Below are 25,776 nucleotides of genomic sequence, written 5' to 3' on the forward strand. Positions count from 1 at the left end.
AGTGGTACCTAATAAAAAGTGGTTAGCGAATTATGCAGTTAGCGCTGGTAATTGTAAAATAAACCAAAATAAACAGGAGAAAGACAACAGTGCAGAAAATTAGCCATGAACAGCAAATGATATGGTTTGATGACAATTATTTAACTGTCGATCCGCATTGTTGCTTTGAGATTGATTTTTGGCGTCAACAAAATGCCATTGTCGGCTCGGCGCAAGGGCGGGGCACAACTTGGTTTGTTGCTGGCGATAAAATGGAAATGGCATTGCGTCATTATCGTCGTGGTGGCTTATTTGGTAAGTTGGTGAGTGACAGTTATTGGTTTACTGGTTGGGATAAAACCCGTAGTTATGCTGAATTGATGCTTTTAAAAGTATTACGTGAAGGCGGGGTAAACGTTCCTCGCCCTGTAGCCGCAAAAGCGGAAAAGAAAGGTTGTGTTTATCGCGCAGATATTTTGGTTGAGAAAATCCCTCATAGTTGTGATCTTGTTGCGCTACTTATTAAATCACCTCTGCCAAGTTCGGTTTGGCGCCAAATTGGTATCATGATCCGTAAGATGCATGACCTGCAGGTTTGCCACACAGACTTAAATGCCCACAACATCTTGCTTGATATGGATCAGCAAGTTTGGTTGATTGACTTTGATAAGTGCTATCAGCAACAGGGTGAAAGTTGGAAGAAGGATAACCTAGCCCGTTTAGAGCGCTCATTTATAAAAGAAGTGAAGAAGCGTAATATTCAATGGCAGGCTCAAGACTGGCAAGCGTTATGCGATGGCTATCAATAAGGTTAGGGATGAAGTAGCGATGAGTGTGGGCTCTCATCGCTATGAATTTAATGCAGGTAGTTAGTTATATTATCAATGGTGCGTTGTACCGCGCCCTGATTTTGCTCTACCACTTTTTTTGCGTTTTCTCCCATTACATATTGACGCTCTGGGTTATCAAACAACTCAATTACTTGTTTTGCTAGCTCGGCACTACCTTGGCAGATCTCTATCGCGTCAGCTTGCAGTAGTTGCTCTGTAATATCGATAAAGTTATAGTAGCTAGGACCTGTGATAGCCGGTTTTCCTACTGCGGCAGGTTCGAGTAGATTATGTCCACCGACTTTATCACCGATCAAACTTCCCCCGACAAACGCAACATCACTACTAGCAAGAAGTAATAACATCTCCCCCATGGTATCGGCTAAATACACTTGGGTTTGTGGCGTAAATTCAGCGTTATTGGTACGTCGATGAACGGACAATTGAAATTGCTGTTTTGCCAACATTTCAACATCATTGAAGCGTTCAGGGTGGCGAGGAACGATGATGAGTAATGCTTTCTCGTTGTGCTGCAATATCGTCTTAAAAGCAGTAAAGACTTGCTCATCTTCACCTTTGTGAGTACTCGCAGCAATGAATACAGGGCGATCTTGACCTAACTGAGAACGTAATTGTGCAGCGTACTCAAAGACCGTTGGCGCAATAGTAAGATCGTATTTAATTGAGCCTGTTACCGTAACCTTCTCTTTAGCCGCTCCAATATCGATAAAACGTTTTGCGTCGTCTTGATGAAGACAAAGAATGCTATCGACATTATTAAGTAGTGGTTTGGTAAAAAACGCGGCCGATTGATAACGTTGAGCAGAGCGTTCTGATAAGCGAGCATTAGCGATTACGATCGAGATATGCTGCTTTTTAACGGTCGCTAGCGTATTGAGCCATAGCTCTTTTTCAACAATCAACATCAGTTTAGGTTGCACCGCTTTTAGAAAACCTCGTACACACCAAGCAAAATCAATCGGCATGTAGCGGTGTTCAACCAAATCACCTAGCTTAGCTATTTGCTCAGCACCCGTGCTAGTGGTTGTTGTAACCACGATGGCTTGTGCTGGATATTGTTCTTTTAGCGCTTTGATCAGTGGCGTGATCGCAATAGATTCTCCAACCGATGCGGCATGGATCCAAATAGGTTTCTCACCATTAACCACAGGCGTCAAACCAAAGTGCTCTTTCCAACGCTTACCAAAACGAGGTTTCCCCGGCTTTTGTTTGTATAGTCCAAACAGAAGTAACGGGGAAGCCAGAGCAAGAAGTAGGGTATAAACGATTCTAAGTAACATATTCACTTACGCTTGTTGTAACTTATTGATCGCATCAACCACTAAATCAGGTGTCAGCTCTGTTAAACACTTCAAATGACCTAATGGACACTCGCGTTTAAAGCATGGGCGACAACTGATATCGGTATGTAATACTTCAACATGCTCAGCCAAAGGTGGGGTATAACCCGGTGATGTTGAACCGTATAACGCCACGATATTACAGCCAACGGCGGCTGAAATATGCATCAGACCAGAGTCATTGCTAACGACAGTTGTACAGGCGGCAAGTAAATCAATCGCCTCGATTAAAGACGTATTACCAGCAAGATTTTGGCAATGCGTTTGCATTTCCTGCGGCAGGCTGGCTTTTATTTTATCGGTCACTTCACGATCTTTTGCTGAGCCGAATAACCATACTTGGTTACCTTGCTCTATCAGCGTTGCGGCAGCTTTTGCAAAATGTTGTTCAGGCCAACGTTTTGCTGGACCAAATTCAGCGCCAGGACATAAGCCAATCACGGTTCTATCTCGGTTTAAACCGAACTTAGTTAGTGCTTTATTTTGAGCGGTGGCGTCGATGGTGAGCTTTGGATATGGCATATCGGTTAAACAGCCAGAGCCTGTCATTTCCGTTGCCGGATGCGCTAGTGCAATATAGCGTTCAATCATCAAGTTAAATGATTTTTTGTTATTGCGCAGATCATTGAGTAAGCCGTAACGCATCTCACCTTTCCAGCCTGTACGAACTGGGATCTTGGCAAATAAGGGGATTAATGCTGATTTGGCGGAATTGGGTAATACGTACGCATGCTCATAGTTGTCATCGCGAAGAATTTTACCTAATTGATAGCGAGCAAACAGGTTGAGATCGCCATGTCCAAGAGGCATTTCAATTGCTTGATTGACTTCAGGCATACGCTCGAGTACGGGTTTACACCAGCCGGGTGCCATGACATCAATGATAGCGTCTGGGTGAAGCTTTTTAAGCTCGGTATAAAGACATTGCGACATCACCATGTCGCCAACCCATGATGGGCCAATAATTAATATTTTCACATTACAACCGTTGTTTTAAACGCTTTGAAAGAAGTTCAGCTGTTGTTTTGTTGTTTCTTGGATTGAAAAATGCGCTTTTAATCGTTGTTGTGCATTCTGTCCCATTTCAACGCGTACTGTTTTAGATTCTGCTAATTGTTTAATTTTATCAGCTAATGCTTGAGGATTATTGGTTTCAACAACAAATCCGGTTTTACCTTCTTCTACTAACTCTTTACTGCCGCCAGTAGTTGTGACAACAGAAGGTTTTGCCATTGCCATCGCTTCGATAATTGTTTTGGGTAGACCTTCACCGCTAATAGATGGTTGCACTTGGATATCGGATGTCGCCATGATTTCAGGTACATCAGAGCGGTAACCTAAGAAGTGAATACGATGTTGCATACCACTCGCCGTTGCCAATTGGTCATTTTCTTCCGTATCCATATCACGACCAACGAGCACCAGATGTAGATTGTCGATATCAGCTAACTGCTTAGCGGCATCAAGCAGAACATGCACGCCTTTGGATTTACGTGCATTGGCGACACAGGTAACAATAATATCATCATCGGCTAAGCCGAGTTGCTCACGTGGCAGCGCATCTGCTTTATACCAAGCTAAGTCATGACCTTTATAAATGGTTTGAACTTTTTCAGGTGATAACTTAACAACACTTCGTACTGACTCTGTCACCGCTTCTGCGACACAAGAGATCCCATTCACGCGAGGATGAAGATGCGTTAAATACGATGATGGGTCATGACGATAAATACCGCCCACAGTGCCACGGTAGCTAATAAGTTTTGTATCAGGAAAACCAATACAAGCAAACGCAGCGTTAGGGATAGTCTTAGAGTTAAGTGCATACACCACATCATAATGGTGTTGGCGTAGTTCATGACGAATTGTTTTTATTGTTCTGAAGCAAATTTTACGACTTGGGTAGCAATCGATCACCGTTATTCCAGCTTCACGAAAACGCTCGACATAAGGAGCATCACCTTGGGTGATAATAGTGACTTCGTGACCTTGCTTGACCATCTCGATACACATTTCGGCTTCTGGTCTAACGCTGTTCCAAGCATCTAAATAAGAGCTTAATATGAGTAACTTCATGATTGTTTCTCTCTCATTGAAATGCTTGTTGCTAGCAGAATGACTGTCATTAGAGAATAGAAAATCATTCCCGAATTATGACGAAACATAGCTTGAGACAAACAGTAACCTATCATCATGATCACACTGATAGCACCACACTGGTTGATCATTTTCTGTTGGGACGAGTTTGTAATACGATGGTTTGTAATAAAAATACCAAAAGGAATTATAAAAATGGCAAGTAAGGCTGTTAGCCCAATAACACCACGGACAGATAAGTCTTCTAAGAATTGATTATGGGAGTGTGAATGTAAATATTCTTTAATCACTTGTGCATTCACAAGGCCATCATGCGCCCATTTTTCTCTTAGTACTTCTCGACCTTGGTAACCTGCACCAATAATAGGGTGCTGCTCTGTGGTGTAAATAGCACTTTTCCAAAGTTCAAATCGAACGCCTAACGACGAGTTTTCATCATGGCCTTTTTGATATTGAACAATTTGATGAGTTGCTGTGTTTAGGCGTGATGTAATTTCCGTATTCTGGCTTAGTGAAAATACTGCGGCGCCTAAAATAACCATACTAAATAGAGCTATTTTCTTCGTGATTAATTGACGATTACTAAAGGCTAAATAAACGATAGCAATAGGTAAAAATACCCAGCCACCACGACTTCCAGAAAGAAAGCTTGCATAGATACCTAAAAATGCAGCAATTAAGCTTAGCGTAAACTTCCACCATGACTTTTGGTCCAGATAATAAAGACTAATCGTGAGGCTGATTAACCCTAGTGTCATCGCCATATTGCCAGATTGAATAGGCATATAGCCTTTTAACGATGGGTGAATGCTTTCTAAACCGCCATCAAATGCTCGACCAATCTTAAAATCATGAATGTGAATTATTGCTACAACACCTGCAATGATCGAGCCGATGATAAAACCTGAAGTTAAGATATTAACTTTCGTTGGATAGAGCAGCAGTAATAGAAATATAGGTAGAACTAACACTATACGGCTAGGCATATCAATTTCAGAAAAGCTCCCACCGTAATAAAGCGTTGAGGCTAAATAGGTGAGAAAGTAAATGCTAAAGCTACTTAATACCCATTTCACTTGTGTTGTATAGTTAACTTTTTTGAATTGCCAACAAAACCCAAGTGCAGCTACCAATAATAAAAGTGGTGGTAAGTTATAACCTTTACCGTAAGCAAGGCATAAAACAGGAAAGCTTGCGACGAGCAAGCTTATGATTATTTCACGATTTAAAAAGCGGGGCAGATTCATTTTATTTCTTTACCTGATACGGATTTTCATCACTATTCGGACGTGTCTTTAATAAACGCAGAATCCACATATATTGTTCTGGACGTTCACCGACGTATTGCTCAATACATTCGTTCATCATACGAGCATCTTGCTCTTCTGTTTCACTTGGGAAAGGCAGAGCAGGGTAAAAATCTAATTCATATTTACCTGATTCACTGTTATACATCGCAAAAAGCGGTACGATTTTTGCGCGGCTTAATTTAGACAGGCGACCAAGACCTGACATCGTTGCTTTGGTGGTACCAAAGAAATCAACAAAAACACTGTGCTCAGGACCAAGATCCTCATCAGGTAAGTAGTAACCTAAGTACCCTTCGCGAATCGATTTAATAAACGGTTTAATGCCACCACTGCGTTCATAAACACGGCCCCCGTATTGTACTCGTTGACGGTGCATTAACCAGTCTGATACTGGGTTTTTCTGCTTTTTCGCCATTGCTGAAACAGGTAAACCACGTGATGCGAGCAGTACCGCTGGAATATCAATCGCCCAAGTGTGAGGAACCAATAAAATCACGCTTTGCTGTTGTTCGGTGAGTGTGGTGAGGTTCTCCATCCCGCGGATCACGGTATTATCTTCTAACCAAAATTTGCTTCGTACACTTAACGATGCAAAGCCCAGTAAGAATGTGCCTGCGGTGGTGATACTTTGCAGTAGAATATCTTCACGTTCAGCATCGGTTTTGTCTGGAAAGCACATCTGTAAGTTTACACGCGCACGACGATTTGATTTGCTATTTAGCTTGATGGCTTTTTTAGCAAAGGTACTTGCAATGGCGCGACGTACCTTGTGTGGCAGTAAGCAAAACAAAGATGCCAGTAATACTGCAAGCCAAGTTCCCCAGTATTTAGGATGTAAAAATGACCACTCAAACTGTGGGTTATAAGCTTGTTTGTCGTAATGGTTATCAATCATATCGTTATTATTTATTTAAAATAGCCATGTATTCAGCAACACCTTCAGCAACTGATTTAAACGGTTCTGGGTAACCTGCTGCACGTACTTTTGTTAAATCTGCTTGAGTATATGCTTGGTAGCGACCTTTTAAGTGTTCAGGGAATGGAACAGATTCAACGTCACCTTTACCGTGAAATTTAACGACCGCATCAGCAACAGCTTGGAACGATTCTGCGTTACCCGTACCACAGTTAAAAATACCGGATACACCATTTGCTAGGAACCATAGGTTCATTTTGCATACATCGCCGACGTAGACGAAATCACGTTTGAAGTTCTCTGAACCTTCAAATAGTTTTGGGTTGCCACCTGCATTAATTTGAGTGTTTAGGTGAAAGGCGACAGAAGCCATACTCCCTTTATGTTGCTCACGTGGACCATAAACATTGAAATAACGGAAACCAGTAATTTGCGATAGTTTCTCGCCATGTGCTTCAGCATCTTGCCAAATACGGCGAACATAGTTATCAAATTGTTGTTTCGAATAACCATAAACGTTCAGTGCACCTTCGTATGGTTTTTCTTCGATGAAATCATGATCGCGACCACCATAGGTTGCAGCAGATGAAGCATAAAGGAAGGGAATTTGGCGCTCTAAACAGTAATGTAATAGCTCTTTTGAGTACTCATAGTTATTGAGCATCATGTATTTACCGTCCCACTCAGTGGTTGCTGAGCAAGCACCTTCATGGAAAATAGCTTCAATATTTCCGAACTCATCTCCCGCCATAATTTGGGTGATGAAGTCTTCTTTGTCCATGTAATCGGCAATGTCTAAATCGACAAGGTTGGCGAATTTAGTCCCGTCTTTGAGGTTATCCACCACTAAAATATCGTTACAACCTTGCTCGTTAAGGGCTTTTACGATGTTGCTGCCGATCATGCCGGCGCCGCCAGTAACAATTATCATGGGAGAAAATCCTTCATTGATGAAATAACAACTTGTAGCTATGGCGCTACAGAGCAAAAAAAACGTTAACTTATGATACATTATATGTAGAAGAAGGGCGAAGGAAGTCAATCAAATGAAAACCCGAGACAGAATTATTCATGCTGCTTTAGCGTTATTTAATGATCGCGGAGAGCCCAACGTAACGACGAACCATATCGCCGCCGATCTCGCGATCAGTCCGGGTAATCTTTATTATCATTTTAGAAATAAAGAACAGATCATCCACAGTATTTTTGATTTATATGCCACTGACTTACAAGTGAGCTTTCAACCGCGCAGTGGAGCTGAAACGACGGAAAGTCTGTTGAGTTATCTCGATGCCGTATTTTTGCTGATGTGGCGCTATCGTTTTTTCTACGCAAATTTGCCTGATATCTTACGTCGTGACCCTGAATTACAGCTTAAATATCTTGAAGCACAGGCGCAACTTCGCAGTAATATTGCGATCTTGATGCAAAGCTTGAAAGAAGGTGGATTGGTTGATATCGATGATGAAGATTTGAAAACTTTGGCAGAGACTTTGTTGATGGTGGCATCAAGCTGGATTAGTTACCAAACGACACAAGTAGCAGGTGCTAAAATAACCCCTACGGTTATTTATAAAGGTGTTATTCAGATACTTAATATTGTGAGACCGTTAGCAACACCGTTAGGCTGCGAACGTGTAGAAGCATTGAAACTGTATTACGAGCAACAAGAACAACAAGCGAAGCGTTAAGAATCCGTTGCGACAAAGTGGCATTAAAAAAGGTTGGGATAATAACTATCACCAACCTTTTTTATTTTGCGTATTAGAGTGGAGCTTAATCAAGCCAAGGTTTAGGGTTTATTGGCTGACCTTTACGGCGGATCTCAAAATAGAGCCCAGGTTGAGTTTGGCCACCACTGTCACCTACTAAGGCAATTGGCTCTCCAGCTTGTACCTTATCACCGACTTTTTTCAACAGTGTTTGGTTATAGCCATAGAAACTCATGTCACCTTTACCGTGATCAATACCAATCATCAAACCGTAGCCTCGCAGCCAGTCTGCAAAAATAATACGACCGGAATAAATCGCTTTTACTTGGCTCCCCATTGGCTTGCTAAATACCATGCCTTTCCAGCGTAATTGCCCTTGCTGGTGTGAGCCATAGTTATGCAAAATAGTCCCTTTCACTGGCCAGTATAATTTACCTTTGTGGCGAGCAAGGCCGTCCATCGGCACGCGAGCGTTCTGGTTTGCATATTGCCTGTCAATTTCACGCGCTTCGGCTTCAGCTGCAGCGCGCGCTTTGGCTTCTTTTGCCGCTTTGATGCGTGCTTGAGCAGCCGCTTTTTCACGGGCAATTCTTGCTGCTTCTTCACGGGCTCTTCTTTCCGCTTCTGCTTTCGCTTTGGCAATGGCAGCGAGCATTTGCCTTTCGTTGGCTTGTAGTTCAGCTAAATCTTCACTGCTGCTATCGATTTGGCTTTTTATGCTAGATAGCGTTTTTTGACGTGATTGCTGCTGTTGATCGAGTGTTTGCTTTTGCTGTTTAAGAGTATTGAGTGCTTGTTGTTGCTCCGTTTTTTGCTCGTTGAGCTGGTGCACTTTCATTTGAATTTCAGTTTGTGTGGCATCAAGGGCATCGATGGCATTAACACGAGCTTTACTGATGTACTCAGCATAGGTTGTCATTCGATCAAGGCGTGTTGAATCCTCACCACTTAATAAACTGGCGATATCGCTATCTTGGCCTTGGCGAAATTGGGCATTTAATAGGGATGCAACAACGGCTGTCTGTTGTTTCTGTTTTTGTTCTAGTTCTGTTTGTTCCGCATTTAACTTATCAATAGCGCGTTTAATGGTTGCTAGTTGATTGTTTGTCGCATGAATATCATTCGCAGCTTTGGCAATGTTCAGTTCGTGTTGTTTTAGATCTTGTTGCAAGCTGTTGTATTTCTTTTGCTTGCTTGCCAGTTGATTTTTTTGACGTGAGATTTCCTGTTTTACGCCATCGAGCTGGTTTTGACTGGACGCTGCACATGGAACGGCAAATGTCATGCATAAAAGAACGCCAGTGCATAATGCACTGGCGCGGATTTTTTTGTTTAGATGTTTTCTAATCATATCTCGCATGGAGATAATTATTTCAGATTGTATAGCACCTGACCAGACATCTCTGAAGGGATTTCCATATCTGTTAGTGAAAGCATCGTTGGCGCAAGATCTGACAGCTTACCACCTGACTTAAGTTCTAAGTCTTTGCTACCTACGTAGATAAGTGGCACTGGTAGATTCGTGTGTGCTGTGTGGATACCACCTGTTGATGGGTCAACCATCATTTCAGCATTACCGTGGTCGGCAGTGATCAGCAACTGACCGTCCATTTCTTTAATCGCTGCAACGACTTTACCTAGACAAGTATCTAGTGCTTCACACGCTTTCACTGCTGCGTCGTAAACTCCAGTATGGCCAACCATATCACCGTTAGGGTAGTTACAGATGATCATATCGAACTCACCACCTTTGATTGCAGCAACAAGCTTATCAGTTAGCTCTGGTGCACTCATTTCAGGTTGAAGATCGTAAGTGGCTACTTTTGGTGAAGCAACAAGTTGACGTGATTCACCATCAAACTCATCTTCTTTACCGCCATTGAAGAAGAAGGTTACGTGCGCGTATTTTTCTGTTTCAGAAATACGTAGCTGTTTTTTGCCTTTCTTCGATAGCCATTCGCCTAATGTATTGTCTAGGCTTGCTGGTTTGAATGCTGTTGTTAGCTCAATATCTGCTGCATATTGTGTTAGCATTACAAAGTCAGATAATTGTGGGAATTGTGCACGCGCAAAATCGGTGAAACCTGGCTCAAATGCACGTGTGATTTCACGCGCACGGTCAGCACGGTAGTTCATGAAAATAACGCTATCGCCATCTGCCACGATTGCTGCTTCTTGACCTTCTGCACGTACTTCAGTCGCTTGTACAAATTCGTCATTTTCATCACGCTCGTAAGCCGCAGCTAGACCGTCAACAGCATTAGCGACGGTGAACTCAGCTTTAGCGGCAGTGATAAGATCGTAAGCTTTTTCAACGCGATCCCAGTTATTATCGCGATCCATTGCGTAGTAACGACCAATCAGTGATGCGGTACGTCCTTTACCTAGCTTGGCAAATAGTTCATTAAAATGAACCAGTGAATTCTTAGCGCTACGAGGTGGTGTATCACGACCATCTAGGAATGCGTGCAGGTAGATCTTCTCTGCGCCACGTTTTGCTGCCATCTCAATTGCTGCAGCAATGTGATCTTCGTGGCTGTGTACGCCACCTGGAGATAGAAGACCTAAAATATGAACCGCTTTACCTGCGTTTACTGCTTTGTCGATAGCCGTTACAAGTGCTTCATTTTCGAAAAACTCACCATCGCTGATCGCTTTAGTAATACGAGTAAGATCTTGGTATACCACACGGCCTGCACCGATATTAGTATGACCTACTTCAGAGTTACCCATTTGACCGTCAGGTAGACCAACATCAATACCAGAAGCTGAAATTAGTGTGTTAGGATTTTGAGCAAGCAGCCCATCCATTACTGGCGTTTGAGCGTTAGCAATTGCGTTATCCGCATTGTCTTCGCGGTAGCCCCAACCATCTAAAATAACAAGTGCAAGTGGTTTCTTCGCAGACATGTTCTGTCCCTCTTCGAATAAATGAAAATCTATATCAATTGCCTTAACTGCTTAATGTGAAAGCACTTTTAAGGTAATTGTAATATCCATTAATGTAATTTTACTACAGAAAGTATTGAAAGCAGTAGGAGAAGTTCAAACTTACTGTCGAGCGTATTGTGACCTATTCGACAAAATATATGCATTTATTGTCTTGAGTGTAAGCCCTAGATCACAGTTTTTCTCTATTTCATTAATAGGTAAGTGCGAGATTCGCTTTTATACTGGGTGGTGCGCATAACTTATTAATACCAACAAGTGAGTTAAAGCGCGGAATGAATACCTGTTGCTGTACATGATAGGTAACAACGGTATACTCAAAACCTTTAAAAATCCCGTTAATCTTGGCTGTCATTTAGCCATGAAACAGAGCGAAGCAAATGCAACAATATATTGAATTTTTAACCAGTAACCCTATTTTATCTCTAGTTTGGATCGGTTTAGTTGTCGCTATCATCGGTTCTATGGTCAAAGAGAAAACTGCAACGTATAAAACAATTGGTATTAACGACGCGACAGCATTAGTCAACCGTGAAGAGGGAGTGTTTGTTGATATTCGTTCTCGTGACGAATACCGTAAAGGTCATATTGCGGGCTCACTTCACGCTTTACCAAGCCAAATTAAAGAACAAAACACCACAGAGCTTGAAAAACATAAAACAGCCCCAATCATTGTGGTATGTAAGACAGGTCAAACCGCTCAAACAACCGCAAATGATTTGAGTAAAGCGGGTTTTACCAATGTTAACGTACTTAAAGATGGTCTGATTGCTTGGAACGAAGCAAACCTGCCGCTAGTAAAAAGCAAAGGTAAAAAATAACGCATTGTTTGATGTGCGGTACGCGTAGTCATACCGCTGTCTATTTATTCAATACAGCCTGTGGTTAGCACTGTGCTGGCGTATTAAGTCTCGTAATAGCGAGCATCAAAAAGGACTCAGGAAATGGCTGAAGCAGCAAACACAGAAGCACAACAAAACTTTCAAATTCAACGTATCTTCCTAAAAGACGTTTCTTTTGAAGCGCCTAATTCACCTGATATGTTCCAAAAAGAATGGAACCCAGATGTGAAATTGGATCTTGATACTCAAAGCCGTGAACTAGCTGAAGGTGTGTATGAAGTTGTACTTCGTCTGACTGTTACAGTTAAGAATGAAGAAGAGAATGCATTCCTTTGTGAAGTTCAGCAGGGCGGTATCTTCTCTGTTGCAGGTATGGAAGCACCACAACTAGCACATTGCCTAGGTGCATTCTGCCCGAACATCCTATTCCCGTACGCGCGTGAAACAATTTCAAGCTTAGTAGTTAAGGGTACATTCCCACAATTGAACCTAGCACCAGTAAACTTTGATGCATTGTTCATGAACTACTTACAAAACCAAGCAGAAGCAAACGCTGAAGCTTAATAAGCAAAGTAACAATTATGACTAAGAACGCAAATAATACGATTTCAATGGCAGTATTAGGTGCTGGCTCTTACGGCACAGCACTTGCTATTGCGTTATCCAGAAATGGTGCCAATGTTATTTTATGGGGCCATGACCCAGAACATATTGCACAATTGGAAATTGATCGTGCCAATGAAGCGTTTCTTCCTGGTGTGCACTTTCCAGAATCGTTAATTGTAACGTCAAACTTACAAGATGCTGTTGAAGGTAGCCGCGATTTACTTGTTGTTGTACCAAGTCATGTATTTGGTCAAGTATTATCACAAGTAAAACCTTTCTTACGCTCAGATTCACGTGTCTGTTGGGCGACCAAAGGGTTAGAACCAGAAACTGGACGTCTGTTAAAAGATGTCGCAGTAGATGCTTTAGGTAGTGATATTCCACTTGCCGTGTTATCAGGCCCTACCTTTGCCCAAGAATTGGCTGCGGGTTTACCGACGGCTATTTCTGTTGCATCACCAGATGCGGAGTTTGTTGCTGATCTTCAAGAAAAGATTCATTGTGATAAAACCTTTAGAGTTTATAGCAATAATGATTTTACGGGGATGCAACTAGGCGGCGCTGTAAAAAATGTGATTGCGATTGGTGCTGGTATGTCTGACGGTATTGGCTTTGGTGCCAATGCACGTACAGCTTTGATCACCCGTGGTCTTGCGGAAATGTGTCGTCTTGGCGCGGCATTAGGTGCACAGCCTGAAACCTTTATGGGCATGGCTGGATTGGGTGATTTAGTACTTACATGTACCGATAACCAATCCCGTAACCGTCGTTTTGGTTTAGCGCTAGGTGCCGGTAAAAGTGTAGAGCAAGCACAGCAGGAAATTGGTCAAGTTGTTGAAGGTTATCGTAATACCAAAGAGGTTTGGCAACTAGCGAAACGTTATGGTGTTGAGATGCCGATCTCTGAGCAAATTTATCAAGTACTTTATCAAGGTAAAGATGCTCGTGAGGCTGCTAAAGAATTACTTGCACGCGAGAAAAAATATGAATAACAGTAAGATATAAAGGTAACAACCTTATTATCTTCTGTTTCAACAACGCGAGCCTTGGCTCGCGTTGTTTTTTTTTGCAATCAGGTTAAAGTAATACCTGACTAATTAAGTATAGTTATAAGAAGAATAGATAAGTAAGCAGAGGATGACGTGAAGCAATGTCAACAACACCAACTTTGGCCAGCGATCAAGCAGGAAGCACGAGAGCAGTCAGAGCATGAACCAATGCTTGCGAGTTTTTATCATGCCACGATTATTAAGCATGATGATCTTGCTGCTGCATTGAGTTATATACTTGCAAATAAATTGGCGACACCATCGATGCCAGCGATGGCTGTTCGTGAGGTCATCGAAGAAGCGTATGCTAGCGATTGTTCGATAGTTGAATCGGCAGCACGTGATATTTGTGCTGTTGTTGAACGTGATCCTGCTATTGATATGTATTCTATTCCATTACTTTATCTTAAAGGTTGTCATGCTCTTCAAGGATATCGCGTGGCTAACTGGTTGTGGAAACAAGATCGAAAAGCCTTAGCGGTTTATCTACAAAACCAAATCTCGGTAGCTTGCCAAGTCGATGTGCATCCTGCGGCAAAAATCGGTCAAGGGATCATGTTTGATCACGCGACCGGTATTGTGATTGGTGAAACCGCAGTCATTGAAAATGATGTCTCAATCCTTCAGGACGTCACATTAGGTGGTACGGGTAAAGAGAGTGGTGATCGTCATCCGAAGATCCGTGAAGGGGTAATGATAGGTGCTGGCGCTAAAGTATTAGGCAATATCGAAGTCGGTGAAGGAGCGAAAATTGGCTCTTGTTCGGTGGTGTTAACCCCTGTTCCTCCCCATACAACTGTGGCTGGTATTCCAGCTAAAGTCGTTGGGCGACCAAATTCTGATAAACCATCGATGGATATGGATCAGCAATTTAATGGTAACTCGCAAACGTTTATTGAAGGTGATGGTATTTAGTCATCGTTTATGTTCAATAAAGGACATATTGAATGTGAAAGAAAAGGCGATCATTGATCGCCTTTTTCTGTTTTATACTGCGCCGTTAAAATCCATTTGTCGCCATGCTTCAAACGAGATAATCGCAACCGCATTGGAAAGGTTTAAGCTGCGACTATCGGGTTGCATTGGAATACGTAAGCGTTGTTCAAGGGGGAGGCTGGCAATAAATTCAGCCGGTAGGCCGCGAGTTTCTGGGCCGAAAAGTAACACATCGCCTTGTTCAAATTTCGCATTAGTGTGGAAATTAGTGGTTTTGGTGGTGCAGGCAAAAATACGACGACCTTCCATTGCTTGCATGAAGGCTGCAAAGTCTTTATAGCGATGGACATGCGCTAAATCATGATAATCCAACCCAGCACGACGGACTTTCTTTTCATCAAGATCAAACCCTAAAGGCTCAATTAGGTGCAAGTTCGCGCCACAGTTCGCACTTAGGCGAATAATGTTACCCGTATTGGGGGCAATTTCGGGTTCATACAACGCAATATCAAACATAATTCATCGTTTCATTAACAGCTAAAGATAGTGCATTGTGACAAGCACTGCTTTAACAATCAAATACAGAATAATAAAGGTTATTTCTAATAACGATAAATTTAATCTTTGTGCTTTTTGTATATTTTTAAGGCATACTTCTCGGCTTTTTATGCCTGCCGTTATTTCATACTGCTTATGAAAAATCTCGCAATACCTGAGTATAAGTTTTTCTTTGTCCGTTTTACGCTGATATTTTTATTGTTGTTAACGGTTTTTCTATCGATTTTTTACTATAACTCACAATCTGAACTTGAACGACGAAAAAGTAATATTCAAGTACAGCAAAAAGCACTGCTGGTTGGTAAAAAAAAATTATATCCAAGTGGTAATAGGCTCAGTAGTACGAGAAACGGCATTATTGGCTGATATCGCCAATAACCATGAGATCCACCGTATTACCGGATTGAAAGATGGCATTGAAAAACAGCAGCGAATGGCACGTTTTTCACAAGCGCTGAAATCGGTGAGTCAACGTAAAGAAATCTATGATCAAATGCGCTATCTCGATTTAGAAGGTAATGAAGTTACTCGGGTTAACTTTAACGACGGGCGTTCATTGATAGTGCCTTCTAATGAGTTACAGAAGAAAAAACATCGATACTATTTCCTAGAGGCGGCAAAATTACAACGCAAAGGGATCTATATATCTCCCCTTGATTTAAATATCGATCATGGTGAGATTGAAGTGCCTTATAAGCTGATGATCCGTTTATCTGCACCTGTATTTGATAAAGAGGGAAATAAGCAGGGTATTGTTATTATTAACTATTTAGCGAAGTATTTGATGGAAGGGCTAGGGTTGTTCAACCTAAATGGGGGGACAAACTATATGTTGGTAAATAGTGATGGCTATTATCTATATAATAATTTGTATCCAGAAAAAGAGTTTGCCTTTATGTTTGATAATAAAAAGGAGCAAACTATTTATCAGCAGTTCCCTGAATTAGAAGCACAAATTCAAGCTATGCAGTCGGGGCAAATCGTTACATCTAAAGGTGTATTAACCATTGAGTCGGTTGGTGCCATTGGACGAATTAACCCTTACTGCTTTCAGGAATACCATGTTACTGAAAATAATTCGACTGCTTGGAAACTGATTTCCTTTGTTGCTTTTGATAAGCGTGGCGATTTCATTAAAGCGATCGAACATCATCAAACCTTAGTTTATGTCGCAATTATATTGAGTTTCGTTTTATCTTATTGGATTGCACGCTATCAATTAAAAGAACATATTAATAAACAGCGTATTTATACGTTAGCGCACTACGATAATTTAACGGGACTCTTGAATCGTGCTTCTTTTCTAACACAAGCCAATAAAATTCTGAGTACTAGCGTAAAGTCATCTGCCTTTTGTATATTGATTTGGACGACTTTAAGCCGATAAATGATCAATATGGTCATGGCGCTGGAGATAAAGTATTAAAGCATCTCGCTTTAATGATGCGTAAAGTCTTCGGCTCAAAAGCGTTGCTGGTACGTTTAGGCGGAGATGAATTTGCTGTTTTGCTGAATTCCGCTCAGCATTTAGCGAGTCCTGAATTTTATGCAGCCGCCTTACAGCAAATGCTAGCTTGTCCGTTTGAAGTTGCAAACAAGGTATTTATTCCTATTCATTCAAGCATTGGTGGTTGCTATTCAGCAGCCAAAGAAATTTCACTTGATGATTTGATGCACAAAGCTGATATAGCGATGTATCAAGCTAAGCGGCAGGGTAAAAATCAAGTGTATTTCTTTAATGACGTTAACGGGCCAGAGGCAGAGTAATGGTAATATTCAATCCGCCAAGGGAGCTATTATTCGCTTGAATTGTTCCTCTATGCTGCCTAATCGCACTTTCTGTAATGGCTAAACCAAGCCCAGTGCCTCCGCTGTCACGATCTCGTGCGGTGGAGACGCGGTAAAAGGGCCGGAAGATATCATCTAATTCCGCCTCAGGCACACCGTCACCATTGTCATCAATAGTGATGGTGAGCAGGTGCTGCTGAGCCGTAAACTGTATTTCAATGATGTCATTACCGTATTTAATCGCGTTACGTATTACGTTTTCTAGTGCGCTGATCAACAGGTTTGGGTTGCCATTAATCGGCCAATCTTGCAACGTGTTATAACGTAAAGTTTTATGGCATTGTTCAGCTTCAAAGCGAGCATCTTCAAGCATCTCATACCATAATGTTTGGCTATCAAGCCTTTCATTTTGTTGATGGCTATTGACTTGCATTCTAGATAATTCAAGTAATTCGCTAATCATGGTTTCTAATCGTTCTGCCTCTGTATCAACTCGAGTTAGTTCACGGCTTTCCCCTTGTTTGCGTTGAGCTAATGCGGTAGCCATCCGTAAACGAGTGAGTGGTGAGCGCAATTCGTGTGAAATATCTGACAGTAAACGTTGCTGTCCACTGATCATGGTATTTAATGCTCCCACCATTTGATTAAAACTTGCGCCAGCTTTTTTAAATTCTCGAGGTCCAGTTTCTAAATTTGGATCGGCGGTAAACTCACCTTGTGCGACACGCTCTGCGGCTTGTTGTAAACGTCTTGCCGGGCGCGTGACCGCCCAAGCGAGCCAGAGTAAAAAGGGGGTGCTGACTAGCATTGTTACAAGTAGGAGCTTAAACGGTTTATCCAAAATTTGGATGATAAAAGGGGAAGGGCCTCGCCATACTTGGCCGCTATACATATAAATACCACCCTTCGGTGTATTAATCAGAAAAGGGCCTGCCATCATCCAGCGACCATATAAACGTTGCTTAGGGGCGCTTGGGTCATCAGCAATAGTAATAAAGTTACGCAGTGCTTTAGTGTGTTTTTGTGGTGAGATAATGTCGCCATCAAGGGTCGTAAAATAAATCTGGATATCATGATTATTTTTACGTTTTGTTAAGCGTTTGATTTTTTGTTCTAGCTGCAGTTTTTTAACTGTTTCGTTTCGTGGAGTGTTGAGTTTTTGGTTAATACTTTCCGCAGTATACTCTAAGCGTTTAAGGTGAGGTTCGGGGATCGCTTGTCCTGTTCTAGGGTCGAGTTGAAATAACAAAACAATTGTCACGACGACAACAAAAAGGGTAAACCAGAAAATGGCAAAAATACGGCCATAAAGGCTAGTGAGCCCTGGAAATTTCATTATGCTTCCTCAACTAATAAATAACCTTTACCGCGTAAGGTTTTAATCCTAGGCTTACCATCTAAGCGCTCTGGCAACTTTTTTCTAATATTGGATACATGCATATCAATGGCGCGATCAAAACGAGCTAAACGCTTACCAAGTACATCTAAACTCAAAGATTCCTTGGAAATGATTTGACCTGGACGCTGAATAAAATAGCTTAATAAAGCGAGTTCTGTGCCCGTCATTTCAATTGGAATTTCCTGACAAACCACCTCTTGCCGTCCGGGATAAATCGTAATGTCCTGATAGGTGAGCAGGTCTGATTTTTCAGTGGTTTTTTCGTTAGTGGCTTGGGTTCGGCGTAATACTGCGCGTATACGCGCTAATAACTCACGGTCGCTAAAGGGTTTAGGTAGGTAATCATCAGCACCGAGTTCAAGACCAAGTACACGATCAATTTCATCACCTTTAGCGGTTAACATCATCACAGGTGTCGAATGTGCCTCTCGCAATCGACGCAGCATTTCAGTTCCGTTCATTACTGGCATCATGACATCAAGTAAAATCAGATCGATGCTGCTATCTACCTTTTCTAACCCTTGCTGACCATTATTGGCTTCAATTACATTAAAGCCTTCTAGCTCTAAAATATCTTTTAATAATGCTGTGAGCTCAATGTCGTCATCGACAAGTAAAATTTTCGCCATGGTCAAACCTATTCAAAGATAAAGAGAGTGATGAAGTATGAGCCTAGTATCGCTAATGTAAGCTTCAACGCCAAGTTTCGTTATCATTGCTTTACGTAGCTTTACGTTTACTCGACAGCGCTTTACTTGCCAGCCGTTATGATTAATACCAAGCAAACGGCATAGCTTGCCGCACCCTAATAGCTGGAGAGATAAGCATGAAGATGTTCAAAAAAACAATGATGATGGCGATTGCAGTACCAATGGTATTAGGTTCGATGTCAGTAATGGCAGCCCCAGACTCACTCGGTATGAAAGGCCATCATGGTGAGCGTGGCCTGTTTAAACAGCTTGAACTGACTGATACGCAAAAAGCGGAAATGAAAACCTTACGAGAGAAGGATCGTGAAGCGATGAAAGCGGAGCGACAAGCTAATCGAACTGAAATGCAAACAGATCACAAAGCACTCGATAAGTTAGTATTGGCAGATAATTTTGATGAGCAAGCGGTGCGTCAATTGGTCGATCGTATGTCAGAGAAACAAGCCGAGCACCGTGTTGAGCGATTAAAACAGCGCCATCAAATGTTGAATATTTTGACCCCAGAGCAAAAAGAAAAATATGTGGAATTAAAGCAACAGCATGCCGAAAAGCGATTTATGAAACTTGAGAAAAAAACACACTGAGTGTTTGAGTAATAAAGACAAAAAAAGAAAGCCATAACTTCTGTTGTGGCTTTTTTTTGATTTTCTACTCAGGAGTTAGAGCCCTCATAAAAAAATCACATCGATGATCGTATTTTCTCGTAGGTTTTGTTATTAATTGTCATCATAAAACGGCTATACTGCGTGATATTGAACACACCATAGGCATATGGATCATCAAGTACACGAAAAAAACGGGCTGATAATGTAGAAATGTCAGCTGAAAACGAAAGAGATAAGGTTAATTTTTGTGTAAAAAGAAGCTTGTTTGAATCCCGACCTTGCGTGATATGAATCAACTAAATATTTTTGCAAACTTGTAATACTCCTACATAAGTAGAAAAGTTTCAGTTTTTACACGCACAGCACGGGTGTTGCTGTGATATCGAGCAGGGGAACCTCGGTATAATCGTGTCGGATTTGATTTTCAATTCCCAAAGTCAGAGGGTAACCATGATTAAGAAGATTGGTGTTTTGACCAGTGGTGGTGACGCACCTGGTATGAATGCAGCCGTTCGCGGCGTAGTTCGAGCAGCGTTAACTGAAGGTCTAGAAGTGTACGGTATTTATGATGGCTACCAAGGTCTTTATAACAACTGTATCGAAAAGCTAGATCGTAAAAGTGTATCTGATGTGATCAACAAAGGCGGTACATTCCTAGGCTCTGCGCGTTTTCCTGAATTCCGTGAAGTGGAAGTTCGTGAAAAAGCTATTGAGAACCTAAAACTGCACGGTATTGATGCATTAGTAGTAATTGGTGGTGACGGCTCTTACATGGGAGCGAAGAAGTTAACTGAGATGGGTTACCCATGTATTGGTCTTCCTGGCACTATCGATAATGACGTTGCCGGTACTGACTACACTATCGGTTACATGACAGCAATGAACACGGTTATCGATGCAATTGACCGTTTACGTGATACATCATCTTCACACCAACGTATCTCTATCGTAGAAGTGATGGGGCGCCACTGTGGTGACTTAACCCTAATGTCTGCGATTGCTGGTGGTTGTGAGTACATCATCACGCCAGAAACTGGGCTAGATAAAGAAAAGTTACTTAAGCATATCCACGAAGGTATTGCTAAAGGCAAAAAGCACGCAATTATCGCGATTACAGAGCTGATGACTGACGTGAATGAACTCGCTAAGTACATCGAAAAAGAAACAGGTCGTGAGACTCGTGCAACAGTACTTGGCCATATTCAACGTGGCGGCCAACCAACTGCATTTGACCGCGTACTAGCATCTCGTATGGGGGCATACGCTGTCGATCTTCTTCAGCAAGGTGAAGGTGGTCGCTGTGTGGGTATTCAGTGTGAGCAACTTGTTCACCACGATATCATCGATGCAATTGAAAATATGCGTCGCCCTGTTCGTAACGATCTTTATGAGTTAGCTGAGAAGTTATTCTAAGAGATTTATCGAGCGGTAAGAGAAAGAAGGTCGATTATTATCGGCCTTTTTTATTACCTTGAAATCGGTAAAGGGCAGTTTTTTTTTGCGGTAAAACAAAAAGGCCACCCGTAGGTGACCTCTTAGGCTAATCAAAAAGAATGATTAGTTTTTCGCTTCAGCAGCTGCTTTAGCGATAGCTGCAAAGCTTTCAGCAACAAGTGCTGCGCCACCAACTAGAGCACCGTCGATGTCTGGTTGTGCGAAGTATGCTGCTGCGTTTTCTGGCTTAACAGAACCGCCGTATTGAATCACAACATTCTTAGCTACTTCTTCACTCTTCTCAGCAATGTGAGCACGGATTGCAGCGTGGATGCGTTGTGCATCGTCAGCAGTTGCTGCTTTACCCGTACCAATAGCCCAGATTGGTTCGTAAGCGATGATTGCGCCGTTTAGTGCTTCAACACCTTGAGTGTTGATAACTGCGTCAAGTTGACGTGCACATACTGCAACAGTTTCGCCAGCTTCGTTTTGTGCTTCTGACTCACCAATACAAAGAACTGGTGTTAGACCATTTTCTTTTAGGAATGCGAATTTTTGAGCAACAAATTCATCTGATTCGTTGTGGTATTCACGACGCTCAGAGTGACCGATGATGATGTGGCTAGCTCCGAATTCTTTAAGCATTGCAGGAGAAATATCACCTGTGAATGCGCCGTTGTTGTGTAGATCAACGTTTTGAGAACCAAGGATGATTTTGCTGTTTGCTTTGCTTAGTAGCTGCTCAGCTAGATCCAAGTACATTACTGGTGGAGCGATGGCTACATCAACACCTTCAACACCGTTAAGTGCTGCATCAAGACCTTTGATAAGGCCAGAGACCATTTCCTTGCTACCGTTTAGCTTCCAGTTACCCATAACCACAGGATGGCGCATAGCTTTTCTCCAAATTTAAATGATGTAATTAACTTAACTTGATGTAGTAAAAATATACCAAGACTGGCTCATTTTTACTGTCCAAAATCATTAATGAGCTCGGTTGTACCTTTTTCAAGGTAAAAAGTGAACTCATAATTTCAAAATATTTCAAAATATAGTTAATTTCTTGCAGGAAGCTGCGTTAGAGAGAGTTTTTATCTGTGTTTTCGGATTGTTTGGGATGAGATGAAATCGGCGTGATCTCAGCATTTTCTTGACTATAAGGGTGTTGGAGAGTTTCGGCAAAGCGAACTAATTGGCGCTGTAATTCATTGCGTAACAACATGGTGGTGTGAAGTGGGTTTTTTCCACGACTAATAACCAGATCGATATGACTTTGCTGTGCCTTTAGGCGTGGCTTCATGCTGTCATGTGCTTGGTTTATTGCGTTTTCTATTAATTGCTGGCGTAGTTGTTCGAATTGTTCTGGATCTTCTTTCGCCATTTTTGCCATATCATCAAAATTGGGTAGCGTATCCATCGTCAACTCCATCCGCACAACTAACTAAAGTATAAGAAAAAATGACGGATATGGCGTCTTAGAGGTGAGATAAATAGGAGATAAAAAGCAACTTTATGCATATACCTCCTATTTGATACAACTCATCGGGTGTTAATCATTACCAGTAATGCTCCATAGTAATTTGTCCCGGTTTTCGGCGTAAATTTTTAGCAAACCCTCGATCTTCTAGCACACTTTTAGTCTCTTTTACCATTTCAGGATTGCCGCATAACATAATTTGGCTTTGAACTGGATCTAATGTTAATCCGACATGGCGCTCTAGTTGTCCATCCTCAAGGGCTTGAGGGATCCTTCCTGTAAGGCAAAGAGTAGACGGTTCTCGGCTGACAAAGGGCTGGACGATAAGTTGATCGCCATATTGCTGCTTTAATTGTGTAATTTCTGCTTGATAACTTAAATCTGCGGCAAAACGAACGGCATGAACTAATACGACTTTTCTAAATCGGTGCCAGACATCACCTTGTTGCAAAATAGATAGATAAGGACCAATAGCAGTGCCTGTTGCGAGTAGCCAGAGGTGATCGCCTTGTGGGACTTCATCGAGGGTAAAAAAGCCATTGGCACGCGCAGAGATCAGGACTGTATCGCCTTCTGCTAGTTGGTGGAGTCGAGGAGACAATAACCCGTCTTGAACCCTTGTGGCGTAAATATCGATGGTTGGCTGCTGGGGAGGATTAACGAAAGAATAGGCTCGTTGAACCATTTGGCCATCAATCTCTAAGCCGAGTTTAGTAAATTGCCCAGCTTTAAAAGGCTCGATGTTTGCCGCTAATGACAAACTGAATAAATTATTATTCCAGTGGCGATTTGCAATAACTTGAGCAGGAATCCAATCAGCCATTATGGCCTCCTAATTCTATGATGTTATTCGATAAGTACAGCGCCTTTGACCTGAAATGATATGTTCTTCACGTTCAATACGGATGTTTTCTCCAAGAAGGCGTTTAAATACCGTAAGTTCCGAGAGACATAGTGCAGGACAATGTTGTGCTGCTCGACAAATAGGGCAGTGGTTTTCAACCAAAGTGTAACCATCGTGCGTTGTTATAAGCTCTGCCATATATCCATCTTGTGTACGTAATTGAGCTAGCTGTTCGAGCTTTTCTTTAAGTGTTTCGCACGTTTGTAAGGTTTGTTGATACTGTTCGTAAGTATGCTGTTCGCGTTTTGCTATAACTTGCTCAAGCCCTGATATTCCGAACAAATCTTCAACGGACTCTAACATATGTACGGCTAAATCATGATGACGATCAGTGAAACGACGATGTCCTTGCTCTGTTAACTGCCAATGACGGGTAGGACGTCCGACTTTGACTTTGACATCGTTAAAATCAACCAGCCCATCATCTTCTAAGCTTTGTAAGTGCTGACGAATTCCCATAGTGGTAAGGGAGAACTTCTCAGCCAATACTTTTGCTGTGACAGGACCTTCACTTTTTAAGTGATAGAGGATTTTCTCGATGGTTTTCATAGCTACCTATATATTCATTTCTCTAGGTATTATGGGATCAGCTTATTAAATAAAGCAATCTCTTTACCATTCTAACGGGTTGCGTTGATTTTGCTTCTTAGGAGTGAGAGGTGGGAAAAAAAAGCGTACAGAAGTACGCTTTCTTGCATGTAAAAATCGCAATTAGATGATGTGCGATTTTACAATGTCATCTTTGCGATCAAGGTAATGGGTTGATTTAATACGACGAATAGTACGGCACTGACCGCGGATCAATAAGGTTTCAGTGGTCGCGATATTTCCTTGACGGTGAATGCCTTCTAGTAAGTCACCTTTGGTAATCCCTGTTCCTGCAAAAATCACGTTATCGCTTTTTGCCATATCTTCAATACGCAATAATGTGTTGGTTTTAATACCCATTTCGCAACAACGACGAATTTCAATCTCACCGAGTTCGCGGTTTTCTGTAGTATCACCTTTGACCTCATGACGAGGAAGTAAACGCGCCTGCATGTCACCGCCTAATGCACGGATCGCGGCGGCGGAAACAACACCTTCTGGCGCACCACCAATACAGTACATCACGTCGACTTCACTATCTGGCATGCAAGTTAGAATAGACGCCGCCACATCGCCATCAGGCACGGCAAAGACACGAATACCGATTGCTTGCATTTGCTTAATCGTTTCATCGTGGCGAGGCTTGGCAAGGGTGATCACGACTAAATCTTGCAATGATTTACCTAGAGCATTAGCAATAGCCGTCAAGTTATCAACAAGTGGCTTCTCAAGATCAATCACGCCTTTTGCTGCAGGGCCAACCACGAGTTTTTCCATGTACATATCAGGCGCTTTTAGAAAGCTTCCTTTTTCACCAGCAGCTAATACAGCAAGGGCATTATTTTGTCCCATCGCTGTCATGCGTGTTCCTTCAATGGGATCGACTGCTATATCAACAGCATCGCCACCGCAACCCACTTTTTCACCGATGTAGAGCATTGGCGCTTCATCAATTTCGCCTTCACCAATTACGATCTCGCCATTGATTTCAGTTTGATTAAGTAGAATACGCATCACTTCTACCGCAGCGTTATCAGCAGCATTTTTATCGCCACGACCAAGCCATTTATGACCTGCCAATGCTGCCCCTTCAGTAACCCGTGAGAATGCCATTGCTAAATCGCGCTTCATGATAACTCCAGATATAAAATCGATTAGATAAAAAACTGAGTCGATTTTAACATAAGGGGTGGTGAAACGATTACGCAAAATAAAGAGAGCTGTATTGCAATGATCATAACCAGTTTTAATCGCCATGTATAAATAATTGAAATGATGACAAGCACTATCATATTCGGCATTTGGTCATGCTAACGATTGGCGTTATTTTTGGTGACAGAATATCAATGAATTAATCGTGACAAAAAAACGGTATTGGTGGTATTGGAGCTAAACACTGTGTACAAATTAGGATATAAATAAGAAAGCGCATAGTTAGGTGACAGTTAAGCTCATTCGTTGGTGTTTTTTTGACAGGGAAGAGAGCAAATAAAGCTGAGATCCGATTAAAAATGAACTTCGCGCTGTATTTGGTTGTCTCAGTGGTCGAATATTTGATCCACTTTGCAAAAATCATATCAGACTTGTGTGATTTTCATCCGTTTGCCCAAAAGCATTAGAATTGTGGATGCCAGATAGTCGCTGCCTCGTTAGAATAGAGGCGAATATGAATTTAACTCGCGCGTAGGTGATTGGCTTAATGATTAAGCCAGCATACGGGCTAAGA

26 protein-coding genes are annotated in these 25,776 nt (G+C 41.9%); 10 read left to right on the forward strand and 16 right to left on the reverse strand.

Going from position 1 to position 25,776, the window contains the following annotated elements:
• Positions 1 to 89 precede the first annotated feature (89 nt).
• Entirely contained in the window at positions 90 to 788 is a 699-nt protein-coding gene (locus tag CTN01_RS10930) for a 3-deoxy-D-manno-octulosonic acid kinase (RefSeq protein WP_045149871.1), read from the forward strand.
• A gap of 47 nt (positions 789 to 835) precedes the next feature.
• Here CTN01_RS10930 and waaA read toward each other — a convergent pair whose 3' ends face one another.
• From waaA to rfaD, 6 genes are read right to left on the reverse strand one after another with little or no spacing between them, the layout of a single operon-like run.
• Positions 836 to 2,110, reverse strand: coding sequence for a lipid IV(A) 3-deoxy-D-manno-octulosonic acid transferase (waaA, locus tag CTN01_RS10935; RefSeq protein ID WP_045149873.1), 1,275 nt, complete (start codon positions 2,108 to 2,110; stop codon positions 836 to 838).
• Positions 2,111 to 2,116: 6 nt separating this feature from the next.
• Entirely contained in the window at positions 2,117 to 3,148 is a 1,032-nt protein-coding gene (gene waaF / locus CTN01_RS10940; protein ID WP_045149875.1) for a lipopolysaccharide heptosyltransferase II, read from the reverse strand.
• Between the two features lie 15 nt (positions 3,149 to 3,163).
• Positions 3,164 to 4,246 (reverse strand): glycosyltransferase family 4 protein, encoded by a 1,083-nt coding sequence (locus CTN01_RS10945; RefSeq protein WP_045149876.1) that lies wholly within the window; start codon positions 4,244 to 4,246, stop codon positions 3,164 to 3,166.
• The gene (locus CTN01_RS10950) at positions 4,243 to 5,514 is read right to left on the reverse strand and encodes an O-antigen ligase family protein (protein ID WP_045149877.1); all 1,272 of its coding nucleotides are present in this window, start codon (positions 5,512 to 5,514) and stop codon (positions 4,243 to 4,245) included. Before CTN01_RS10950 ends, CTN01_RS10945 begins: the two co-directional genes overlap by 4 nt.
• Before the next feature lies 1 nt (position 5,515).
• Entirely contained in the window at positions 5,516 to 6,472 is a 957-nt protein-coding gene (lpxM, locus tag CTN01_RS10955) for a lauroyl-Kdo(2)-lipid IV(A) myristoyltransferase (protein WP_045149878.1), read from the reverse strand.
• 7 nt (positions 6,473 to 6,479) lie between these two features.
• Positions 6,480 to 7,424, reverse strand: a complete 945-nt coding sequence (gene rfaD, locus CTN01_RS10960) for an ADP-glyceromanno-heptose 6-epimerase (RefSeq protein ID WP_045149879.1) — start codon at positions 7,422 to 7,424, stop codon at positions 6,480 to 6,482.
• Positions 7,425 to 7,539: 115 nt separating this feature from the next.
• Here rfaD and CTN01_RS10965 point away from each other — a divergent pair, with 115 nt between their 5' ends.
• Complete coding sequence (locus CTN01_RS10965; protein WP_045149880.1) at positions 7,540 to 8,184, forward strand: TetR/AcrR family transcriptional regulator; 645 nt, start codon at positions 7,540 to 7,542, stop codon at positions 8,182 to 8,184.
• A gap of 85 nt (positions 8,185 to 8,269) precedes the next feature.
• Here the strand turns inward: CTN01_RS10965 and envC are convergent, their stop codons facing one another.
• Together envC and gpmM are read right to left on the reverse strand one after the other, a co-directional pair.
• Positions 8,270 to 9,565, reverse strand: a complete 1,296-nt coding sequence (envC, locus tag CTN01_RS10970) for a murein hydrolase activator EnvC (protein ID WP_045149881.1) — start codon at positions 9,563 to 9,565, stop codon at positions 8,270 to 8,272.
• An 8-nt stretch (positions 9,566 to 9,573) separates the two neighbouring features.
• Positions 9,574 to 11,115, reverse strand: coding sequence for a 2,3-bisphosphoglycerate-independent phosphoglycerate mutase (gene gpmM / locus CTN01_RS10975; protein ID WP_045149882.1), 1,542 nt, complete (start codon positions 11,113 to 11,115; stop codon positions 9,574 to 9,576).
• Positions 11,116 to 11,534: 419 nt separating this feature from the next.
• Here gpmM and CTN01_RS10980 point away from each other — a divergent pair, with 419 nt between their 5' ends.
• The 4 genes from CTN01_RS10980 to cysE all read left to right on the forward strand — a co-directional run bounded on the left by CTN01_RS10980 (position 11,535) and on the right by cysE (position 14,566).
• Positions 11,535 to 11,975 (forward strand): rhodanese-like domain-containing protein, encoded by a 441-nt coding sequence (locus tag CTN01_RS10980; RefSeq protein ID WP_045149883.1) that lies wholly within the window; start codon positions 11,535 to 11,537, stop codon positions 11,973 to 11,975.
• 123 nt (positions 11,976 to 12,098) lie between these two features.
• Positions 12,099 to 12,560: a protein-export chaperone SecB gene (gene secB, locus CTN01_RS10985; RefSeq protein WP_045083845.1), complete on the forward strand. Its 462-nt coding sequence runs from the start codon at positions 12,099 to 12,101 to the stop codon at positions 12,558 to 12,560.
• 17 nt (positions 12,561 to 12,577) lie between these two features.
• Positions 12,578 to 13,594 (forward strand): NAD(P)H-dependent glycerol-3-phosphate dehydrogenase, encoded by a 1,017-nt coding sequence (gpsA, locus tag CTN01_RS10990; RefSeq protein ID WP_045128528.1) that lies wholly within the window; start codon positions 12,578 to 12,580, stop codon positions 13,592 to 13,594.
• Between the two features lie 150 nt (positions 13,595 to 13,744).
• Positions 13,745 to 14,566, forward strand: a complete 822-nt coding sequence (cysE, locus tag CTN01_RS10995; RefSeq protein ID WP_045149884.1) for a serine O-acetyltransferase — start codon at positions 13,745 to 13,747, stop codon at positions 14,564 to 14,566.
• Between the two features lie 72 nt (positions 14,567 to 14,638).
• Here cysE and CTN01_RS11000 read toward each other — a convergent pair whose 3' ends face one another.
• Positions 14,639 to 15,103, reverse strand: coding sequence for a tRNA (cytidine(34)-2'-O)-methyltransferase (locus CTN01_RS11000; RefSeq protein ID WP_045149885.1), 465 nt, complete (start codon positions 15,101 to 15,103; stop codon positions 14,639 to 14,641).
• A 340-nt stretch (positions 15,104 to 15,443) separates the two neighbouring features.
• Between CTN01_RS11000 and CTN01_RS11005 the strand changes: the two genes are divergently transcribed.
• Both CTN01_RS11005 and CTN01_RS23180 read left to right on the forward strand, forming a co-directional pair.
• On the forward strand, positions 15,444 to 16,532 hold the full coding sequence (locus tag CTN01_RS11005) for a hypothetical protein (protein ID WP_308810986.1): 1,089 nt from the start codon (positions 15,444 to 15,446) through the stop codon (positions 16,530 to 16,532).
• Positions 16,511 to 16,912 carry a GGDEF domain-containing protein gene (locus CTN01_RS23180; RefSeq protein WP_308810988.1) on the forward strand — a complete coding sequence of 134 codons (402 nt, stop codon included), beginning with the start codon at positions 16,511 to 16,513 and terminating at the stop codon, positions 16,910 to 16,912. The genes CTN01_RS11005 and CTN01_RS23180 overlap by 22 nt, the downstream gene beginning before the upstream one ends.
• On the opposite strand, the gene cpxA is transcribed toward CTN01_RS23180, so the two are convergent.
• Both cpxA and CTN01_RS11015 read right to left on the reverse strand, forming a co-directional pair.
• Complete coding sequence (gene cpxA, locus CTN01_RS11010) at positions 16,890 to 18,269, reverse strand: envelope stress sensor histidine kinase CpxA (RefSeq protein ID WP_045149886.1); 1,380 nt, start codon at positions 18,267 to 18,269, stop codon at positions 16,890 to 16,892. The two genes, CTN01_RS23180 and cpxA, sit on opposite strands and share 23 nt — an antisense overlap.
• Positions 18,269 to 18,961: a response regulator gene (locus tag CTN01_RS11015; RefSeq protein ID WP_045149887.1), complete on the reverse strand. Its 693-nt coding sequence runs from the start codon at positions 18,959 to 18,961 to the stop codon at positions 18,269 to 18,271. The genes cpxA and CTN01_RS11015 overlap by 1 nt, the downstream gene beginning before the upstream one ends.
• Before the next feature lie 197 nt (positions 18,962 to 19,158).
• Between CTN01_RS11015 and CTN01_RS11020 the strand changes: the two genes are divergently transcribed.
• Both CTN01_RS11020 and pfkA read left to right on the forward strand, forming a co-directional pair.
• Positions 19,159 to 19,626 carry a DUF4890 domain-containing protein gene (locus CTN01_RS11020; protein ID WP_045149888.1) on the forward strand — a complete coding sequence of 156 codons (468 nt, stop codon included), beginning with the start codon at positions 19,159 to 19,161 and terminating at the stop codon, positions 19,624 to 19,626.
• A 471-nt stretch (positions 19,627 to 20,097) separates the two neighbouring features.
• Positions 20,098 to 21,060 (forward strand): 6-phosphofructokinase, encoded by a 963-nt coding sequence (gene pfkA / locus CTN01_RS11030; RefSeq protein ID WP_008988155.1) that lies wholly within the window; start codon positions 20,098 to 20,100, stop codon positions 21,058 to 21,060.
• A 144-nt stretch (positions 21,061 to 21,204) separates the two neighbouring features.
• Here pfkA and tpiA read toward each other — a convergent pair whose 3' ends face one another.
• The 5 genes from tpiA to glpX form a co-directional block, all read right to left on the reverse strand.
• On the reverse strand, positions 21,205 to 21,975 hold the full coding sequence (gene tpiA, locus CTN01_RS11035; protein ID WP_005371890.1) for a triose-phosphate isomerase: 771 nt from the start codon (positions 21,973 to 21,975) through the stop codon (positions 21,205 to 21,207).
• 184 nt (positions 21,976 to 22,159) lie between these two features.
• Positions 22,160 to 22,498, reverse strand: a complete 339-nt coding sequence (locus tag CTN01_RS11040) for a DUF3135 domain-containing protein (protein ID WP_045149890.1) — start codon at positions 22,496 to 22,498, stop codon at positions 22,160 to 22,162.
• Between the two features lie 139 nt (positions 22,499 to 22,637).
• A complete protein-coding gene (locus CTN01_RS11045; RefSeq protein WP_045149891.1) occupies positions 22,638 to 23,381 on the reverse strand; it encodes a ferredoxin--NADP reductase in 744 nt (247 codons plus the stop codon).
• Positions 23,382 to 23,396: 15 nt separating this feature from the next.
• Complete coding sequence (locus tag CTN01_RS11050) at positions 23,397 to 24,011, reverse strand: helix-turn-helix transcriptional regulator (protein WP_045149892.1); 615 nt, start codon at positions 24,009 to 24,011, stop codon at positions 23,397 to 23,399.
• A 162-nt stretch (positions 24,012 to 24,173) separates the two neighbouring features.
• Positions 24,174 to 25,181: a class II fructose-bisphosphatase gene (gene glpX / locus CTN01_RS11055; protein WP_005371885.1), complete on the reverse strand. Its 1,008-nt coding sequence runs from the start codon at positions 25,179 to 25,181 to the stop codon at positions 24,174 to 24,176.
• Positions 25,182 to 25,776: the final 595 nt, after the last annotated feature.

It is taken from the genome of Photobacterium angustum, from assembly GCF_003026365.1.
Classification (GTDB): domain Bacteria; phylum Pseudomonadota; class Gammaproteobacteria; order Enterobacterales; family Vibrionaceae; genus Photobacterium; species Photobacterium angustum.